The 16,440-nt window shown below is 73.3% G+C and carries 13 protein-coding genes and 1 pseudogene; 9 read left to right on the top strand and 5 right to left on the bottom strand.

From position 1 onward, the window contains the following. The first annotated feature begins 6 nt into the window (after positions 1-6). Together ACSNOB_RS22460 and ACSNOB_RS22465 are read left to right on the top strand one after the other, a co-directional pair. A complete protein-coding gene (locus ACSNOB_RS22460) occupies positions 7-1,119 on the top strand; it encodes a LolA family protein (RefSeq protein ID WP_436688422.1) in 1,113 nt (370 codons plus the stop codon). Positions 1,120-1,378: 259 nt separating this feature from the next. Further along, entirely contained in the window at positions 1,379-3,598 is a 2,220-nt protein-coding gene (locus ACSNOB_RS22465; RefSeq protein WP_436688432.1) for a HelD family protein, read from the top strand. Between the two features lie 99 nt (positions 3,599-3,697). Here the strand turns inward: ACSNOB_RS22465 and ACSNOB_RS22470 are convergent, their stop codons facing one another. Next, positions 3,698-4,105: a hypothetical protein gene (locus ACSNOB_RS22470; protein WP_436688423.1), complete on the bottom strand. Its 408-nt coding sequence runs from the start codon at positions 4,103-4,105 to the stop codon at positions 3,698-3,700. A 280-nt stretch (positions 4,106-4,385) separates the two neighbouring features. On the opposite strand from ACSNOB_RS22470, the gene ACSNOB_RS22475 reads away from it, so the two are divergent. Beyond that, complete coding sequence (locus ACSNOB_RS22475; RefSeq protein WP_436688424.1) at positions 4,386-4,775, top strand: hypothetical protein; 390 nt, start codon at positions 4,386-4,388, stop codon at positions 4,773-4,775. Between the two features lie 71 nt (positions 4,776-4,846). Here the strand turns inward: ACSNOB_RS22475 and ACSNOB_RS22480 are convergent, their stop codons facing one another. The 3 genes from ACSNOB_RS22480 to ACSNOB_RS22490 form a co-directional block, all read right to left on the bottom strand. Then, a complete protein-coding gene (locus tag ACSNOB_RS22480) occupies positions 4,847-5,776 on the bottom strand; it encodes a sporulation protein (RefSeq protein WP_436688425.1) in 930 nt (309 codons plus the stop codon). 141 nt (positions 5,777-5,917) lie between these two features. Beyond that, positions 5,918-6,694 carry a DeoR/GlpR family DNA-binding transcription regulator gene (locus ACSNOB_RS22485; protein ID WP_436688426.1) on the bottom strand — a complete coding sequence of 259 codons (777 nt, stop codon included), beginning with the start codon at positions 6,692-6,694 and terminating at the stop codon, positions 5,918-5,920. Positions 6,695-6,716: 22 nt separating this feature from the next. Then, complete coding sequence (locus tag ACSNOB_RS22490) at positions 6,717-8,525, bottom strand: beta-galactosidase (RefSeq protein ID WP_436688427.1); 1,809 nt, start codon at positions 8,523-8,525, stop codon at positions 6,717-6,719. A 276-nt stretch (positions 8,526-8,801) separates the two neighbouring features. On the opposite strand from ACSNOB_RS22490, the gene ACSNOB_RS22495 reads away from it, so the two are divergent. The 6 genes from ACSNOB_RS22495 (at position 8,802) to ACSNOB_RS22520 (ending at position 16,029) form a co-directional block, all read left to right on the top strand. Further along, on the top strand, positions 8,802-10,121 hold the full coding sequence (locus ACSNOB_RS22495) for an ABC transporter substrate-binding protein (RefSeq protein WP_393104439.1): 1,320 nt from the start codon (positions 8,802-8,804) through the stop codon (positions 10,119-10,121). Positions 10,122-10,141: 20 nt separating this feature from the next. Then, positions 10,142-11,101, top strand: coding sequence for a carbohydrate ABC transporter permease (locus ACSNOB_RS22500; RefSeq protein ID WP_436688428.1), 960 nt, complete (start codon positions 10,142-10,144; stop codon positions 11,099-11,101). Then, the gene (locus ACSNOB_RS22505; protein ID WP_436688429.1) at positions 11,098-12,009 is read left to right on the top strand and encodes a carbohydrate ABC transporter permease; all 912 of its coding nucleotides are present in this window, start codon (positions 11,098-11,100) and stop codon (positions 12,007-12,009) included. The genes ACSNOB_RS22500 and ACSNOB_RS22505 overlap by 4 nt, the downstream gene beginning before the upstream one ends. Next, positions 12,006-14,147, top strand: coding sequence for an alpha-galactosidase (locus ACSNOB_RS22510; RefSeq protein WP_436688430.1), 2,142 nt, complete (start codon positions 12,006-12,008; stop codon positions 14,145-14,147). The genes ACSNOB_RS22505 and ACSNOB_RS22510 overlap by 4 nt, the downstream gene beginning before the upstream one ends. Before the next feature lie 205 nt (positions 14,148-14,352). Continuing rightward, complete coding sequence (locus tag ACSNOB_RS22515; RefSeq protein WP_393105269.1) at positions 14,353-14,745, top strand: YciI family protein; 393 nt, start codon at positions 14,353-14,355, stop codon at positions 14,743-14,745. Between the two features lie 3 nt (positions 14,746-14,748). Further along, the gene (locus ACSNOB_RS22520; RefSeq protein ID WP_436688433.1) at positions 14,749-16,029 is read left to right on the top strand and encodes an RNA polymerase sigma factor; all 1,281 of its coding nucleotides are present in this window, start codon (positions 14,749-14,751) and stop codon (positions 16,027-16,029) included. A gap of 71 nt (positions 16,030-16,100) precedes the next feature. Here the strand turns inward: ACSNOB_RS22520 and ACSNOB_RS22525 are convergent. After that, positions 16,101-16,427: pseudogene (locus ACSNOB_RS22525) on the bottom strand (cellulose binding domain-containing protein); the annotation flags it as partial. Between the last annotated feature and the right edge of the window lie 13 nt (positions 16,428-16,440).

A 16,440-nucleotide genomic window follows, 5' to 3' on the forward strand; every position in this document is an offset into this window, starting at 1 on the left:
TGCCACATGTCCGTCCTGAAGAGCCGTCCCGTCCTGCGGTGGCTGGTCCCGGTGACCGCCGTCGCGACCGTCATCGGCGGCGGTGCCGCGCTCGGCACGTTCGCCGCCCAGGCCGAACCGAGCCTGCCGCCACGCACCGCCGCCCAACTCCTGGTCGACCTGCAGACCTCCCGGCTGGAGGGGCTCTCCGGCACGGTCGTGCAGCGCGCCGACCTGGGCCTGCCGCCGCTGGCCGGGCTGGTCGGCGGCGACAACCTGACCGGCCTGCTGACCGGTACGCACACGCTGCGCGTCTGGCACTCCGGCCCGGACCGGCAGCGGGTCGCCCTGCTGGACACCCTCGGCGAGCAGGACGTCATCCGCAACGGCCGGGACGTCTGGACCTGGAACAGCCGGACCAACACGGCCACCCACCGCACCCTGCCGGCGGGCGACGGCGAGGCCCGGACCCCGGAGCTGCCAGCCACCCCGCAGGAGGCGGCCGGTCAGGCCCTCGCCGCGATCGACCCGAGCACCGAGGTGAGCGTCGGCCGGTCCGCCACGGTCGCCGGGCGGGACGCGTACGAGCTGGTGCTCGCGCCGCGGGACGCCGCCTCGCTGGTGCACCAGGTACGCATCGCCATCGACGCGCGCGAGCACGTGCCGCTGCGCTTCGAGGTCTTCGCCGACGGCAGCGACCAGCCGGCCTTCGAGATGGCCTTCACCCAGGTGTCGTACGCGCGGCCGGACGCCGACCAGTTCACCTTCAACCCGCCGCCGGGGGTGAAGGTGACCGAGGAGACCTTCGGGGAGCGCCCGGACGGCGCCCGCGAGAAGCGGGCGGACGGCCAGCGCCCGGACGTGCGTGCCGTCGGCGAGAGCTGGGCCACCGTGGTGGTGGCACGCCTCGACGGCGCCGGCACGCCCGCCGGCCGGGGCGGCGCGCCGGCGACCGGCGCCGGACGCGACGGGGCCGGCGATGCGGCGGCGTTGCTCGGCGCGCTGCCGGCGGTCAGCGGCGACTGGGGCAGCGGACGGCTGTTCACCGGGAAGCTGTTCAGCGTGCTGCTCACCGACGACGGCCGGCTGATCGCCGGGGCGGTGACCCCGGAGCGGCTCTACGAGGTGGCCAGGGGCTGAGGAGTCGACCCGTCGGGGGTCCGCCGCACGGCGGGCCCCCGATCGCGTGTGCGGTTGCTCGCGGCATGGCCCGGCGCGCTTGGTCCGGACGGCCGGCGCGCGGTATCTTTCTCAGTTCAGGCAACAAAAAAGAACGGCTTCCAATAGCCGTTCCGAGAGAGATACTAACTAATTGGGAGACGGCTTGTCAAGGCATTCCGGCGATTCCGGGGAATTGCAGCCCGATGACGAGATCGGCCGCGAACAGGAATACGTCTCGATGCTCTACGGGCGGCTGGACGGGCTGCGTGAGCAGGCGTCCCGCCGGCTGGCCGAGGAGCTGCGGGCGACCGGCGGCACCCTGCAGGCCCGTTCCCAGCGCGACAGTTCGGTGCGGATGTACGCCGAGCAGGTCGAGCAGTTCGCCGCGGTGGAGAACGGCCTCTGTTTCGGCCGCCTCGACACCGACGAGGGCGGCCCCCACTACATCGGCCGGATCGGCATCTTCGACACCAGCGGCGACTACGACCCGCTGCTGATGGACTGGCGGGCCCCGGCCGCCCGCGCCTTCTACCTCGCCACCGCCGCCAACCCCCAGGGGGTGCGTCGCCGCCGGCACCTGCGCACCCGCGAGCGCAAGGTGGTCGCGCTCGACGACGAGGTGCTGGACCTGGCCACCGCCTCCCCCACCGCGCACGAGGAGCTGACCGGCGAGGCGTCGCTGCTCGCCGCGCTCAACGCCGGCCGGACCGGCCGGATGCGCGACATCGTGGAGACCATCCAGGCCGAGCAGGACCGCATCATCCGCGCCGACCTGCCGGGCGTGCTCGTGGTGCAGGGCGGTCCGGGCACCGGCAAGACGGCGGTGGCGCTGCACCGCGCGGCGTACCTGCTCTACACCCACCGGCAGCAGCTCTCCACCCGGGGCGTGCTGCTGGTCGGCCCGAACGCGACGTTCCTGCGCTACATCTCCCAGGTGCTCCCGGCGCTGGCCGAGACGGGCGTGCTGCTGCGTACGCAGGGTGACCTGTTCCCCGGGGTCAGCGCCCGACGCGCCGAGACCGCGGAGGCCGCCGCGCTCAAGGGCCGCGCGGTGATGGCCGACGTGCTGGCCGCCGCCGTGCGGGACCGGCAGTGGGTGCCCGACGAGCCGCTGGAGATCGAGCTGCCGCAGCAGGAGACGCTCCGGCTCGACCCGGAGACCGTCCGCGCCGCCCGGGACCGGGCCCGCCGCGCCGACCGGCCGCACAACCTGGCCCGGGCGTTGTTCGACATCGAGATCATCCACGCGCTCGCGGCCCAGGTCGCCGAGCGGATCGGCGCGGACCCGCTGGGCGGGGAGAACCTGCTCGACGAGGCCGACGTCGCCGAGATCCGCCGGGAGCTGCGCGAGGAGCCCGAGGTGCGGGCGGCCCTGGACCGGCTCTGGCCGGTGCTCACCCCGCAGCGCCTGCTCGCCGACCTGTACGCCTCCCCGGACCGGATCGCCGCCGCCGCACCCATGCTCACCGACGCCGAGCGGGCCCTGCTGCACCGGGAGCCGGGCGGCTGGACGCCGGCCGACGTGCCGCTGTTGGACGAGGCGGCCGAGCTGCTCGGCGAGGACGAGCGGGCCGCCGCCGCGCGCCGGGAGCGGATCCGGGCCATGCAGCGGGAGTACGCCGAGGGCGTGCTGGAGATCGCCCGGGGCTCCCGGTCCATCGACGTCGAGGACGAGGCCGACGGCGGTGAGATCCTCGGCGTGACCGACCTGATCGACGCCGACCGGCTGCTGGAGCGGCAGGAGGAGGCGGACCGGTTGACCACCGCCCAGCGGGCCGCGGCCGACCGGCGGTGGGCGTTCGGGCACGTGATCGTGGACGAGGCGCAGGAGCTGTCGCCGATGGCGTGGCGGCTGCTGATGCGCCGCTGCCCGAGCCGCTCGATGACCATCGTCGGTGACGTGGCGCAGACGGGCGCGCTGGCCGGCACGCCGTCCTGGGCCGACGCGCTGGAGCCGTACGTGGCGCAGCGGTGGCGGCTGGAGGAGCTGACCGTCAGCTACCGCACGCCGGCCGAGATCATGGCGGTCGCCGCCGACGTGCTCGCCGGGATCGACCCCGCGCTGCGCCCGCCCCGCTCCGTACGCTCCAGCGGGGTGCCGCCGTGGGACCGCGCGGTGGCGCCGGAGCGGCTGGCGGCGGAGGTGGTCGACGCGACGACCCGGGAGGCGGCGGGCCTGGACGACGGCCGGCTCGGGGTGATCGTGCCGGCCGGCCGGGTCGACGAGCTGGGCGCCGCGCTCACCGCCGCCCTGCCCGAGGCGGCCGTCGGCGAGCACCCGGAACTGGAGAGCCGGGTGGTGGTGCTCACCGTCGCCCAGGCCAAGGGGCTCGAGTTCGACTCGGTCCTGCTGGTCGACCCCGACGGCATCGTGGCCGAGTCCCCCCGGGGTCGCAGCGACCTCTACGTCGCACTCACCCGCGCCACCCAACGCCTGGGCATCCTCCGCCCGGCCTGAACCCGAGCCCGGCGCCCGACCGGGCAGCGGCCAGGCCAGGTCGGCGGCGGTGGCTCCCCCACCGCCGCCGACCGCGTCATCGACCCGCTGCCCCGACGGTCACTCGTTGGTGAAGTTGCCCACCTGACTGGCGGTGCCGGACTGGTCGCTGGTGGATCCGCCGGCGGGAGTGCTCATGCCGCCCGTGGTGGCGTCGCCGGTGGTGGTCGGGGCCACCTTGCCGGGGTGCCGTTCGGGCTGCCGGGCCAGCCGCCGGACGCTGGCCGGGCCGGCGGTGCCGCCGGTCGTGGTGATCGCCCCCTGCCCCCGCGTGGGACCCCCGTCGCGCAGCACCTCCGGGTCGACCGGGACGTGGGCCGGGTCGTCCGGGTCCTCGTCCTGGATGACCCGCTGCACGTCGGTGCGGGGCACGGTCACCTCGTCCAGGGCGCCCTCGCCGTAGACGCCGCCGGCGATCCGGTCCTCGGCCCGCCGGGCGGCGTCCTGTCGCATGTCGTCCTCGCGCACGTCCATCACCTCGCAGAAAGTGTCGGTCTTTGTGCGTGCCCCACGGCCGGGCCGGCAAACCCGCCCCGCCGCGCGGGCGGCCGGTGGCGTACCCCGGCCGTGGTGCGCGCCACGCGCCCGGCGGACCGGATTTTTCCGGCCGCCACCGGGTGTTACTGCCCCCGCCGGGTCGGGTAGACGGCGGGTGCCCCCGCCATGAACGCGAACCGTGCCGTGGCCGAAACGCGGTAGCGGGGCGAGGGAGTGCAGGTACGACTCATCGCATCCTGAGGAGGACAAGATGAGCACGCAGGCTGCATCCACCAGGCCGATGAACCGGCCGGCGCAGGACGCGCCCAACCGCACCGTCCAGGATCGGGCCATCCAGGAGACGCCCACCCGGCCGATGCCGATGGTGCACGACGGGCGCCGGGATGCCATGCAGGCGCCCGGCACGGAGACCAAGCCGTCGCTGCGGACCACCGAGTTCTGGGTCTACATCGCGGCCGTGATCGGCGTGCTGGCCGCCTCGCAGCTGGTCGGGCGGAACTCGACCGGGGTGGACATCTTCCGGGCCGACAACGCCTGGTTCATGGTCACGTTGCTGACCCTCGGTTACCTGGGTAGCCGTGGTCTGGCCAAGGCCGGCAGCAACTGGCGCAGCGGTGAGGAGCGCAAGGCCCGGCACTGACCGGCTACCGCGCCCCACAGCACGGGTGGCCTCCGGGACGACAGTCCCGGAGGCCACCGTCGTGTGTGGTCCTACTCCTCGAAGCCGCCGAAGTCGCCCTCGAACGCGTCCTCGACCATCTCGCCGGCGATCATGCCCCCGGCGAGGCCGAGCGCGGCCCCGGCGGCCACGCCGCCCATCCCGTGACCCCGGCGGTGCCCGCCGAGGCCCTGCGCGCGCAGGCTGCCGTAGCGGGAGGTGGTCTCCCGCAGCCAGCCGTCGACGACCTGGGCCCAGTCCGTCCGGTCGGCGTCGGCGTGCGAGACCCGGTAGAGGCCGAAGACGTCGTGCCCGGCGGTGAGGAAGCCGCCGCGCTTGTCGCACTCGAGGATGACCTCGACCCCGTGCGGGCTGGTGACGAAGGTCAGCTCGACCTCGGTGATGGTCCCCGCGTACTGCGGCGAGGCGAAGAACTCGATCTCCTGGTAGAACGGCAGCGTCTGCTGCGTGCCCCGGATGTGGCCGCGTTCCAGGTCGGCGTGCTTGAACCGGAACCCGAGCCGCTGGAACGCCTCCAGGATCCGCTCGTGCACCGGCAGCGGGTGCACGTTGACCTGGTCCAGGTCGCCCTTGTCCACCGCCCGCGCGATCGCCAGCTCGGTGCGCAGCCCCATCGTCATGCCGCGCAGCCGCTGGCCGTACACGTCGGTGATCGGGGTCTCCCACGGCACCGGGAGCTGGAACGGCAGGGAGAGCTGCTGCTTCGGGGCGAGCTGGAGGGGGCCGCTGACCGGCAGCCGGTGGAACTCCATGACGCCGGCGTACTCGGTGTCGCCGCCCTCGATCTCGACCCGGGTGACCAGGCTGACGACGACCTGCTCGACGTTGGCCGGGGCGTCCCCGCCGACCAGGTTCACCTGGCCGTCGAGGGTCAGGCCGGGCCGGGTGTTCGGGTTGGTCAGGACGGTGTCGACGCTCGGCCCACCCACACCGAACGCGCTCAGCATCTTCTTGAAGACCATCGGAACTCCCGCGGGATGACGCCCTGCTCCACCCTGGAGCGGGTCGCTGACTTGCCGGGACACTATCGGGAGGCGCTGTGAAGTGCCTGTGAGGGCACGCGCCGCCCCTGGTCGGGCCCGTGACGGCGCGCCGCGCGGCGGTCAGCCGACCTCCACCACGACCAGCTCGCCGACCTGGTCGCCGATCTGACTGCGCGCCTCCGCCGGCAGCCCCGCGTCGGTGACGAGCACGTCGGCGTCGGACAGCGGGGCGATGGTGGCGATGCCGATCGTCTCCCACTTGGTGTGGTCGGCCAGCACCACCAGCCGGCGGGCCGCGCCGATCAGGCACCGGTTGATCCCGGCCTCCAGCAGGTTCGGCGTGGTGAATCCGGTGCGCGGGCTCATCCCGTGCACGCCGAGGAAGAGCACGTCGACGTTGAGGGAGCCGATCGCCGCCTCGGCCACCGGCCCGGTCAGGGCGTCCGAGGGGGTACGGATGCCGCCGGTCAGCACGACGGTCTGGTCGGCACGGGGGTTCTGGTAGAGGGCGTCGGCGACCGGGATCGAGTTGGTCACCACGGTCAGACCGCGTACGTCGGCCAGCAGGGTGGCCAGCGCGGCGGTGGTGGTGCCGGCGGAGAGCGCGATGGCCATGCCGGGCTCGACCAGGGCGGCCGCCCGCTCGGCGATGGCCCGCTTCTCGGCCTGCTGCCGGACCGACTTGGCGGCGAAGCCGGGCTCCTCGGCGGAGCCGGGGCCGGCGAGCGTCGCCCCGCCGTGGACCTTGTCGACCAGCCCCCGCTCGGCCAGCGCCTCCAGGTCGCGCCGGATCGTCATGTCGGACACGCCGAACCGGCTCACCAGGTGGCTGACCCGGACGCCCCCGCGCTGCCGGATCAGTTCGAGGATCGCGGTCTGCCGCTGTTGGGCCAGCATCCGGATGACCTCCTTCGGGCCGTCACTGCGCGGGTGTGGGTGCCGGGTCGGCCGCGGGGCCCTCGCGGACCACGGCCACCTCCCCGGCGGGCACGACCAGGTCGCCGGCGCAGGGCCGGCCCGTCAGCAGCTCCACGCCGGTGACGTCGAGCCGGGCGTCGGCGTCGGTGTGGTTGACGACGAACAGCCAGCTGCGGTCGCCGTCGCGCCGCCGGACCACCTCCACGTCGACGGGCGCCCGCGCGGCCGGGCGCACCCCCGCCTCCGCCACCAGGCGGGCCACCAGCCGGTCCGTGGCCGCCGCGTCCAGTCGGGTGCCGACGTACCAGGCCGCGCCGGCGCCCACCGCGTGCCGGGTCAGCGCCGGCACGCCCGGCAGCGGCCCGTCGGCGTACGCGGCGAGCACGTGGGCGCCCTCGGCGTGCAGCCACTCCGTCCAGACGTCCGCGGTCGAGCCGTCGTCGAGGGTGACCCGCTCCCCCGCCCGCAGCGGGAAGAACTCCTCGACGCGGACCCCGAGCAGCTCCCGGAACGCGCCCGGGTAGCCGCCGAGGCGGATGTGGTCGTGCTCGTCGACGATGCCGCTGAAGTACGTGACCAGGGCGGTACCGCCGGCCTCGACGAAGTCGCGCAGCGCCTCGGCGTGCGCGTCGCGGACCAGGTAGAGGGTGGGCGCGAGCACCAGCCGGTAGCGGGCGAGGTCGGCCGACGGGTGCACGACGTCGGCGGTGATCCCGGCCCGCCACAGCGCCTCGTGCAGCGCGCCGAGGCGGTCGGCCCGGGACGCCCGCCACTGGAAGAACAGCACCCCGTCCGCGCCGCGCGCCACGTGCGCGAGGCTGTTGCGGCGCAGCTGCCCGGGGGTCTTGGCCACGTTGCGCGGCTGCCAGTTCACGGCGCTGGTGGAGTGCTCCATCAGCAGCCACGGCGCGCCGCCGGCGACGCCCCGCGTGTGGTCGGCGGCGAGGGCGAGCCCGACGTGGGCCCGCGGGTCGGCGGCGGTCAGGTAGTGGTCGTTCGAGACCAGGTCGACGTCGGCGGCCCAGGAGTGGTAGTCGAGGTACTTGACGCCGGTGCCGATCATGAAGTTCGTGGTGACCGGCTGGCGCACCAGCCGGCGCAGCACGTCGCGCTCGGCGCGCAGTTGGGCCCGCTGCTCGTCGGAGGAGAAGCGCAGGAAGTCCAGCTGCTGGGTGGGGTTGGCGAAGGTCGGCGCGGTGCGGGGCGGGTTGATCTCGGCCCAGTCGCCGTAGCGCTGGCTCCAGAACGTGGTGCCCCAGGCGTCGTTGAGCGCGTCCAGGTCGCCGTAGCGCCCGCGCAGCCAGCGGCGGAACGCCTCCGCGCTGACGTCGCAGTAGCAGTGCACGTTGTGGCAGCCCAACTCGTTGGAGACGTGCCACATGACGACCGCGGGGTGCTCGGCGTACCGGGTGGCGACGGCCTCGACCAGGGCCAGCGACCGCTCGCGGAACACCGGCGAGCTGGGACAGTACGCCTGCCGGCCGCCCGGCCACAGGATCGCGCCGTCGGCGCGGCGGGGCAGCGTCTCCGGGTGCCGGTGGGCCAGCCACGGGGGCGGGCTGGCGGTGGCGGTGGCCAGGTCGACCGCGATCCCGCCGGCGTGCAGCACGTCGATCGCCCGGTCCAGCCAGCCGAACTCGTACTCGCCGGGCGCGGGTTCGAGCAACGCCCAGGAGAAGATGCCGACCGAGACCAGGTTGACCCCGGCCCGGCGCATCAGCTCGACGTCCTCGGCCCAGGTCGACTCGGGCCACTGCTCGGGGTTGTAGTCGGCGCCGAACCAGATGTTCTCGCCCTGCCATCGCCGCATGGGTGCAGAGCGTGCCCCGCCGGGCAGACCAAGTCAACACTTTCCAACATCGATCGTCTTTCCAACGTTTACCTCATAACAGCCTTGTCACGGCGGGGTTGCCGGCTCCTGGCCGCCCTCTTGACAGCGCCCGAAGGACGAGTAGCTTGAGGCGCCACTGGCACGTCGTGTTCACCAATGTGGATTCGCGATGGATCCGGATGTGTGATCACGGTTGCTGGGACACGCCCCCACCGACGGCCCCTCGGGCACACCTCTTCATCCGCAGGAGGCACCATGTCCCGTCCCCGCACCCAGGCCGAATACCTGGCCCGGCTCGTACCCCCCTCCGTCGCCGGCCTCAACCGCCGTTCGCTGCTGGCCGGCACCGGCGCCATGCTCGGCACGGGCCTGCTCGCCGGCTGCGGCGGCTCCGACTCCGGCGGATCGGGCGCCAAGACGGTGTCGCTGGGCTCGAACCAGTCCGACCCGAAGCCCAAGGAGGTGATCGCGAAGGTCATGGACGGGTTCCAGACCTCGTCCGGCCTCCAGGTCGCCGTCAACACGGTCGACCACAACACCTTCCAGGAGAACATCAACAACTATCTGCAGGGCAAGCCGGACGACGTGTTCATGTGGTTCGCCGGCTACCGGATGCGGTTCTTCGCCGCCCGCGGGCTCGCCGGCGACCTCAGCGACGTGTGGGGAAAGCTCTCCGGCTTCTCGGACGCCTTCAAGAAGGCGTCGACCGGCGACGACGGCAAGCAGTACTTCGTGCCGTCGTCGTACTACCCGTGGGCGGTCTTCTACCGCAAGTCGGTCTGGCAGCAGAACGGCTACCAGGTGCCGAAGACGCTCGACGAGTTGACCACGCTCGCCGGGGAGATGAAGAAGGACGGCCTCACCCCGATCGCCTTCGCCGACAAGGACGGCTGGCCGGCGATGGGCACCTTCGACATCCTCAACCTGCGGATCAACGGCTACCAGTTCCACGTCGACCTGATGGCCGGCAAGGAGTCCTGGACCTCCGACAAGGTCAAGAAGGTCTTCGACACCTGGCGCGGGCTGCTGCCGCTGCACCAGCCGGACAGCCTCGGCCGGACCTGGCAGGAGGCCGCCCAGTCGTTGCAGCAGAAGAAGAGCGGCATGTACCTGCTCGGTCTCTTCCTCGGCCAGCAGTTCAACAACGACGAGCTCGACGACCTGGACTTCTTCACCTTCCCCGAGATCGACCCGGCGATCGGGGCGAAGGCCCTGGACGCGCCCATCGACGGCTACATGATGGCCCGCAAGCCGAAGCAGGAGGCCAACGCCAAGAAGCTGCTGGAGTACGTCGGCTCGAAGGCGGCCGGGGACATCACCGTGAAGAACGACCCGAGCACCCTGGTCGCCAACACCCAGGCCGACACCAGCGGCTACAACGCGCTGCAGCGCAAGGCCGCCGAGCTGGTCGGCTCGGCCACCGAGATCGCCCAGTTCCTGGACCGCGACACCCGCCCGGACTTCGCCTCGACGGTGATCATCCCGGCGCTCCAACAGTTCATCAAGGACCCGAAGGACATCGACGGCCTGACGTCGAGCATCGAGAACCAGAAGAAGTCGATCTTCACCGACTGACGGCGAGAGGGGAAGGACACGTGTCCGACCTGCCCCTGATCCAAGCGGATCGCGCCGTGCCGTCGCCGGCCGCGACCACCACCGCCACGGGTGGTCGCGGCCGCCGGCTACGGCTGTTGTCCCGCACCGACCGCGTGGTCGTCACGCTCATGGTGCTCGTACCGCTGCTGCTCGTCGTCGGTCTGGTCTGGCTGCCGGCGGTGGCCACGGTGGCGCTCTCCGGCACCGACTGGGACGGCATCGGCCCGCTGAGCGACATCGAGTGGGTCGGCGGACGCAACTACACCGACGTGGTCCAGAACTACCCGCCGTTCGTGCCGGCCGTGCAGAACAACCTGCTCTGGCTGGCGGCGCTGTTCGTGGTGGCCACCCCGTTCGGCATGTTCCTGGCCGTCCTGCTCGACAAGGAGCTGCGCGCCACCCGGTTCTACCAGACCGCGCTGTACCTGCCGGTCGTGCTCTCCCTGGCGCTGATCGGCTTCGTCTGGCAGCTGCTCTACTCCCGCGACCAGGGCCTGGTCAACGCGGTGTTCGGCACCGACGTCGACTGGTACGGCGACCCGGACGTCAACATCTGGGCCGTGCTGCTGGCCGCCGGCTGGCGGCACGTCGGCTACATCATGCTGCTCTACCTGGCCGGGCTGAAGGGCGTCGACCCCTCGCTGCGGGAGGCGTCCGCCGTGGACGGCGCGTCGGAGACCCGCACCTTCTTCTCGGTGGTCTTCCCGGTCATGCGGCCGATCAACATCATCGTGCTGGTGGTGACGGTGATCGAGTCGCTGCGCGCGTTCGACCTGGTCTGGGTGGTCAACAAGGGCCGCAACGGCCTGGAACTGCTCTCCGCGCTGGTCACCCAGAACGTGGTGGGCGAGGCGAGCCGGATCGGGTTCGGCTCGGCACTGGCGACCATCATGCTGGTCGTCTCGCTGGTCTTCATCACCGTCTACCTGGTGACCGTGATGCGGGAGGAACGCCGATGAGCACCACGACAGTGACCCCGCGGAGCGGGACGACGACCACGGGTGGGCGGCGACAGCCGCTGCGGCCGCAGCGGGTCGTGCTGCACGTGTTCCTCGCGGCGGTGGCGATCGGCTGGCTCTTCCCGATCCTCTGGGCCGTGCTGACCTCCCTGCGCTCGTACGAGTACACCGCCGCCAACGGCTACGTCTCGCTCGGCGGGTGGACCCTCGACAACTACGTCACCGCCTGGCAGACGGCGGAGTTCGGCAAGCACTTCCTCAACTCCGCCTACATCACCGTGCCGGCGGTGCTGCTGACGCTCTTCCTCGCCTCGTGCGTGGCGTTCGTCATCGCCCGGTTCAGCTGGAAGACCAACATCATCCTGCTCGGCCTGTTCACCGCGGCGAACCTGCTGCCCCAGCAGGCCCTGCTGATCCCGCTGTTCCGGCTCTTCACGCAGGTGCCGCTGCCGGCGTTCATGAGCGACTCGGAGCTGCTCTACGACAGCTACTGGGGCCTGATCCTGGTCAACGTCGCCTTCCAGTGCGGCTTCTGCGTCTTCGTGCTGAGCAACTACATGAAGGCGCTGCCGCGCGACCTCTACGAGGCGGCGATGGTCGACGGGGCGAGCGTCTGGCGGCAGTACTGGCAGGTGACCATGCCGCTGTGCCGGCCGGCCCTGGCCGCGCTGGCCACCCTGGAGGTGACCTGGATCTACAACGAGTTCTTCTGGGCCACCGTGCTGATGCGCACCGGGGACAAGTTCCCCGTGACCAGCTCGCTGAACAACCTGCGCGGCGAGTTCTTCACCGACAACAACCTGGTGTCGGCCGGCTCGGTGCTGGTCGCGATCCCGACCCTGGTGATCTTCTTCCTGTTGCAGAAGCAGTTCGTCCGGGGCCTGACGCTTGGAGCCTCCAAGGGATGAGCATCGTCCACCTGCGCCGCGCGCGGACCAGCCTGGTGCTCGACGCGCGCGGCCCGGCGCTGCCCAGGGTGGCGCACTGGGGCCGCGACCTCGGCCCCCTTCCGCCCGACGACCTGCCGGCCCTGGTCGACGCCACCGTCGCGCCGGTCGTGCCGAGCAGCTTCGACGCGCCGGCGGTGCTGTCCCTGCTGCCCGAGGCGTCCGCCGGTTGGAGCGGCCGGCCGGCGCTGGCCGGGCACCGCGACCGCACCGCCTGGTCGACGGCCTTCCGGCTCGACTCCCTCGACGTGCGCGACGACGACCGGGCCGCGTCCGCCCGGGTCACCGTCCGGGCGTCCGACGTCGACGCCGGGTTGTCGCTGACCGTCGAGATCGAACTCGACCCGACCGGGCTGGTGCTGCTGCGGCACCGGCTGCGCAACGACGGCGCCACGGCGTACGAGCTGCGGGAGCTGACCCCGGTGCTGCCGGTGCCGGCGGTCGCCACCGAGCTGCTCGACCTGACCGGCCGGTGGTGCCGCGAACGGTCGCCGCAGCGGCACCCGTGGCCCATGGGCGCCTGGGTGCGCGAGGGCCGGCACGGCCGCACCGGGCACGACGCGACCCTGCTGCTGGTCGCCGGCACGGCCGGGTTCGGCTTCGGGCACGGCGAGGTGTGGGCGGTGCACACCGCGTGGAGCGGCGACCACGTCACCTTCGCGGAGCGCCGGCCCACGGGCGAGTCCACGCTCGGCGGCGGCGAGCTGCTCGCCCCCGGCGAGGTGGTGCTCGGCCCCGGCGCGGAGTACGCCACCCCCCTGCTGCACGCCGTCTTCTCCGACGCCGGGCTGGACGGGCTCAGCGACGTCCTGCACACCCACCTGCGCGCCCGGCCGCAGCACCCGGCCACGCCGCGCCCGGTCACCCTCAACGTCTGGGAGGCGGTCTACTTCGACCACGACCTGGAGCGGCTCCGCGCGCTGGCCGACCACGCCGCCGAGGTCGGGGTGGAACGCTTCGTGCTCGACGACGGGTGGTTCCGGGGGCGCCGCCACGACCGCGCCGGCCTCGGCGACTGGTTCGTCGACGACGCGGTCTGGCCGGAGGGCCTGCACCCGCTGATCGACCACGTGCGCGGGCACGGGATGCAGTTCGGGCTCTGGGTCGAGCCGGAGATGGTCAACCCCGACTCGGACCTGTTCCGCGCCCATCCCGAGTGGGTGCTGTCGGCGCCCGGCCGGCTGCCGCCGGGGTGGCGGCACCAGCAGGCGCTCGACGTGGCGCACCCGGACGCGTACGCGTACCTGTTGGAACGGCTGGACGCCCTCCTCTCCGGGCACCCCGGCATCGGCTACCTCAAGTGGGACCACAACCGGGACCTGACCGAGGCCGGCCACCACGGCCGGCCCGGCGTACACGAACAGACCCTCGCGGTCTACCGGCTCCTCGACGAGCTGCGCCGCCGCCACCCGGGCGTGGAGATCGAGAGCTGCGCGTCCGGTGGCGCGCGGGTGGACCTGGAGATCCTGCGGCGCACCGACCGGGTCTGGGCCAGCGACTGCAACGACGCCCTGGAACGGCTGGCCATCCAGCGCTGGACCGGCCTGCTGCTCCCGCCCGAGCTGGTCGGCAGCCACATCGGCCCCGAGCGCTCGCACACCACCCACCGGGTGCACGACCTGGGCTTCCGGGCGGCGACCGCGCTCTTCGGCCACCACGGCATCGAGTGGGACATCGGCGCGATCGGCGCCGCGGAGCGCCGCGAGCTGGCCGCCTGGGTCGCCCTGCACAAGCGGCTCCGCCCGCTGCTGCACGCCGGGCGGGTGGTCCGGGTCGACCACCCGGACCCGGCCGTCTGGGCGCACGGCGTCATCGCCCACGACGGTTCCCGCGCGGTGTACGCCGTGGCGCGGCTGGCCACCTCGGTGGCCCAGGTGCCCGGTCCGGTCCGGCTGCCCGGCCTCGACCCCCGCCGGCGGTACGCGGTGCGGCCCGCTGCGGGCGTGCCGGAGCCCGCGACCCTCCAACTGACCGCGCCGGGCTGGCTGGCCGACGGCGGCGTGACGCTCGGCGGCGCGGTGCTGGCGACCGTCGGGCTCCAGGTGCCGGCGCTGCACCCGGAGCAGACCCTCCTGTTGGAGGTCACCGCCGCGTCGTGAGCGGACCGCTCTGGTCGCCGGCGAGCCACGGCGAGGCGGCGGCGGACGAGCCCGGGCGCTCCCCTGCGGTGGGCGGTTGCCGGCAGGCGGCGGATTTCCCCGGAAATTTCTCGGCCGGGATGTCGAGAACCGGGGTGCCGGCTTCTACCTGTGGGTGAGAGCACCGATGATGGTGCGCAGTCGTGAGGAGCCAGACGTGAAGTACATGTTGCTCATGCAGTTCAGCGCCGCCGGCACGGACTTCCCCCCGATCGACACGTGGACGCCGGAGGAGATCCGGGCGCACATCGCGTTCATGGGCGAGACCAACGCCAAGCTGGCCGCCGACGGCGAGCTGGTCGACGGTCAGGGGCTCGCCGGGCCGGCCCAGGCGAAGATCGTCCGGGCGGGCTCCGGCGGCGCGCCCGTGGTCACCGAGGGGCCGTTCGCCGAGACCAAGGAGTTCCTCGCCGGCTACTGGATCGTGGACTGCGACAGCCCCGAGCGGGCCGTCGAACTGGCCGCGCACATCTCCACCGCGCCCGGCCCCGGCGGCCGGCCGCTGAACATGCCGATCGAGGTGCACCCGGTCATGTCGGCCCCGCCGCAGGAGATGTGACGCCTGGACGCCGCCGACCCACCCGTCGAGGACCTGCTGCGCGAGCTGGCGCCGCAGGTCCTCGGCGTGCTCACCCGGCGCTTCGGCGACTTCGCCACCGCCGAGGACGCCGTGCAGGAGGCGCTGCTGGCGGCGGCCACGCAGTGGCCGGTCGAGGGGACGCCGGACAACCCGCGCGGCTGGCTCATCCAGGTCGCGTACCGCCGGATGGTCGAACTGGTCCGGGGCGAGACGGCCCGGCGGCGGCGCGAGGACCTCGCCGCCCGCCGCGAGCCGGACGACCGGCGCGCCGCACCGCCACCGGACGAGGAGCTGACCGCCGACCGGGACGACACCCTGGCCCTGCTCTTCCTCTGCTGCCATCCGGCGCTCTCGCCGGCCTCGGCGATCGCGCTGACCCTGCGCGCGGTCGGCGGCCTCAGCACGGCCGAAATCGCCCGCGCCTTCCTCGTGCCCGAGGCCACCATGGCCCAGCGGATCAGCCGCGCCAAGCAGCGCATCCGCGGCTCCGGCATCCCGTTCCGGATGCCCGAGCCGGCCGACCGGGAGGCCCGACTGGCCGCCGTGCGGCACGTGCTCTACCTGATCTTCACCGAGGGGCACACCGCCAGCCTGGGCGCCGACTTGCGGCGGGTGGACCTGTCGGAGGAGGCGATCCGGCTGACCCGGGCCCTGCGCGCCCGCCTGCCCGACGACGCCGAGGTGGCCGGGCTGCTCGCGCTGATGCTGCTCACCGACGCCCGCGCCGCCGCGCGGACCGGGCCCTCAGGTGAGCTGATCTCCCTGGCCGAGCAGGACCGCGGCCGGTGGGACGCGACCGCGATCGCCGAGGGCGTCGCCCTGGTCACCTGGGCGCTGCCGCGCGGGCCCGTCGGGCCGTACCAGCTCCAGGCGGCCATCGCCGCCCTGCACGACGAGGCGCCGAGCGCCGAGGAGACCGACTGGCCGCAGATCCTCGCCCTGTACGAGGTGCTGGAGCGCTCCTCCGACAACCCGATCGTGTCCCTCAACCGGGCGGTGGCGACCGCCATGGTGCACGGCCCGGCCGCCGGCCTGGCGGCGCTCGACGCCCTGGACGCCGACCCCCGGCTCGCCGGGCACCACCGGCTGCCGGCCGCCCGGGCGCACCTGCACGAGATGGCCGGCGACCCGGAGCGGGCCGTGGCCGCGTACCGGGCCGCCGCCGCGTTGACGACCAGCCTGCCCGAGCAGCGCTACCTGACGATGCGCGCCGCCCGCCTCGTCCACGGTCCGGACGGCCCACCGGAGCCCGCGGCCGGCTGACGCCGGTCGGCGTACGCGGAGACCGGTGGCCGGGTCCGCGCGGACCCGGCCACCGGTGGTGCGTCGCGACCTCAGCGGGCGGCGCAGGTCACCGCGGGCGTGGCGTTGGTGCCGTTCCAGCTGCCGATGAAGCCGAAGCTGGTGCTGGCCCCGGCGCCCAGCCGACCGTTCCAGTCGACGTTGCGGGCGGTGTACGACGACCCGCTGCTGCTCAGCGCGGTGTTCCACGACTGGCTGACCGACTGGCCGTTCGCGAACGTCCACGTCGTCGTCCAGCCGGTGATCGCGGCGGCGCCGGCGGTCACCTTCACCTCGCCCTGGAAGCCGCCCTGCCACTGGTTGACCACCGTGTACGTCGCGGTGCACCCGCCCGGCGGCGGCGTGGTCGGGGGCGGGGTGGCTGTCTCTTAT

Source organism: Micromonospora sp. URMC 106, from assembly GCF_051386395.1.
In the GTDB taxonomy this organism is placed as follows: Bacteria; Actinomycetota; Actinomycetes; order Mycobacteriales; family Micromonosporaceae; genus Micromonospora.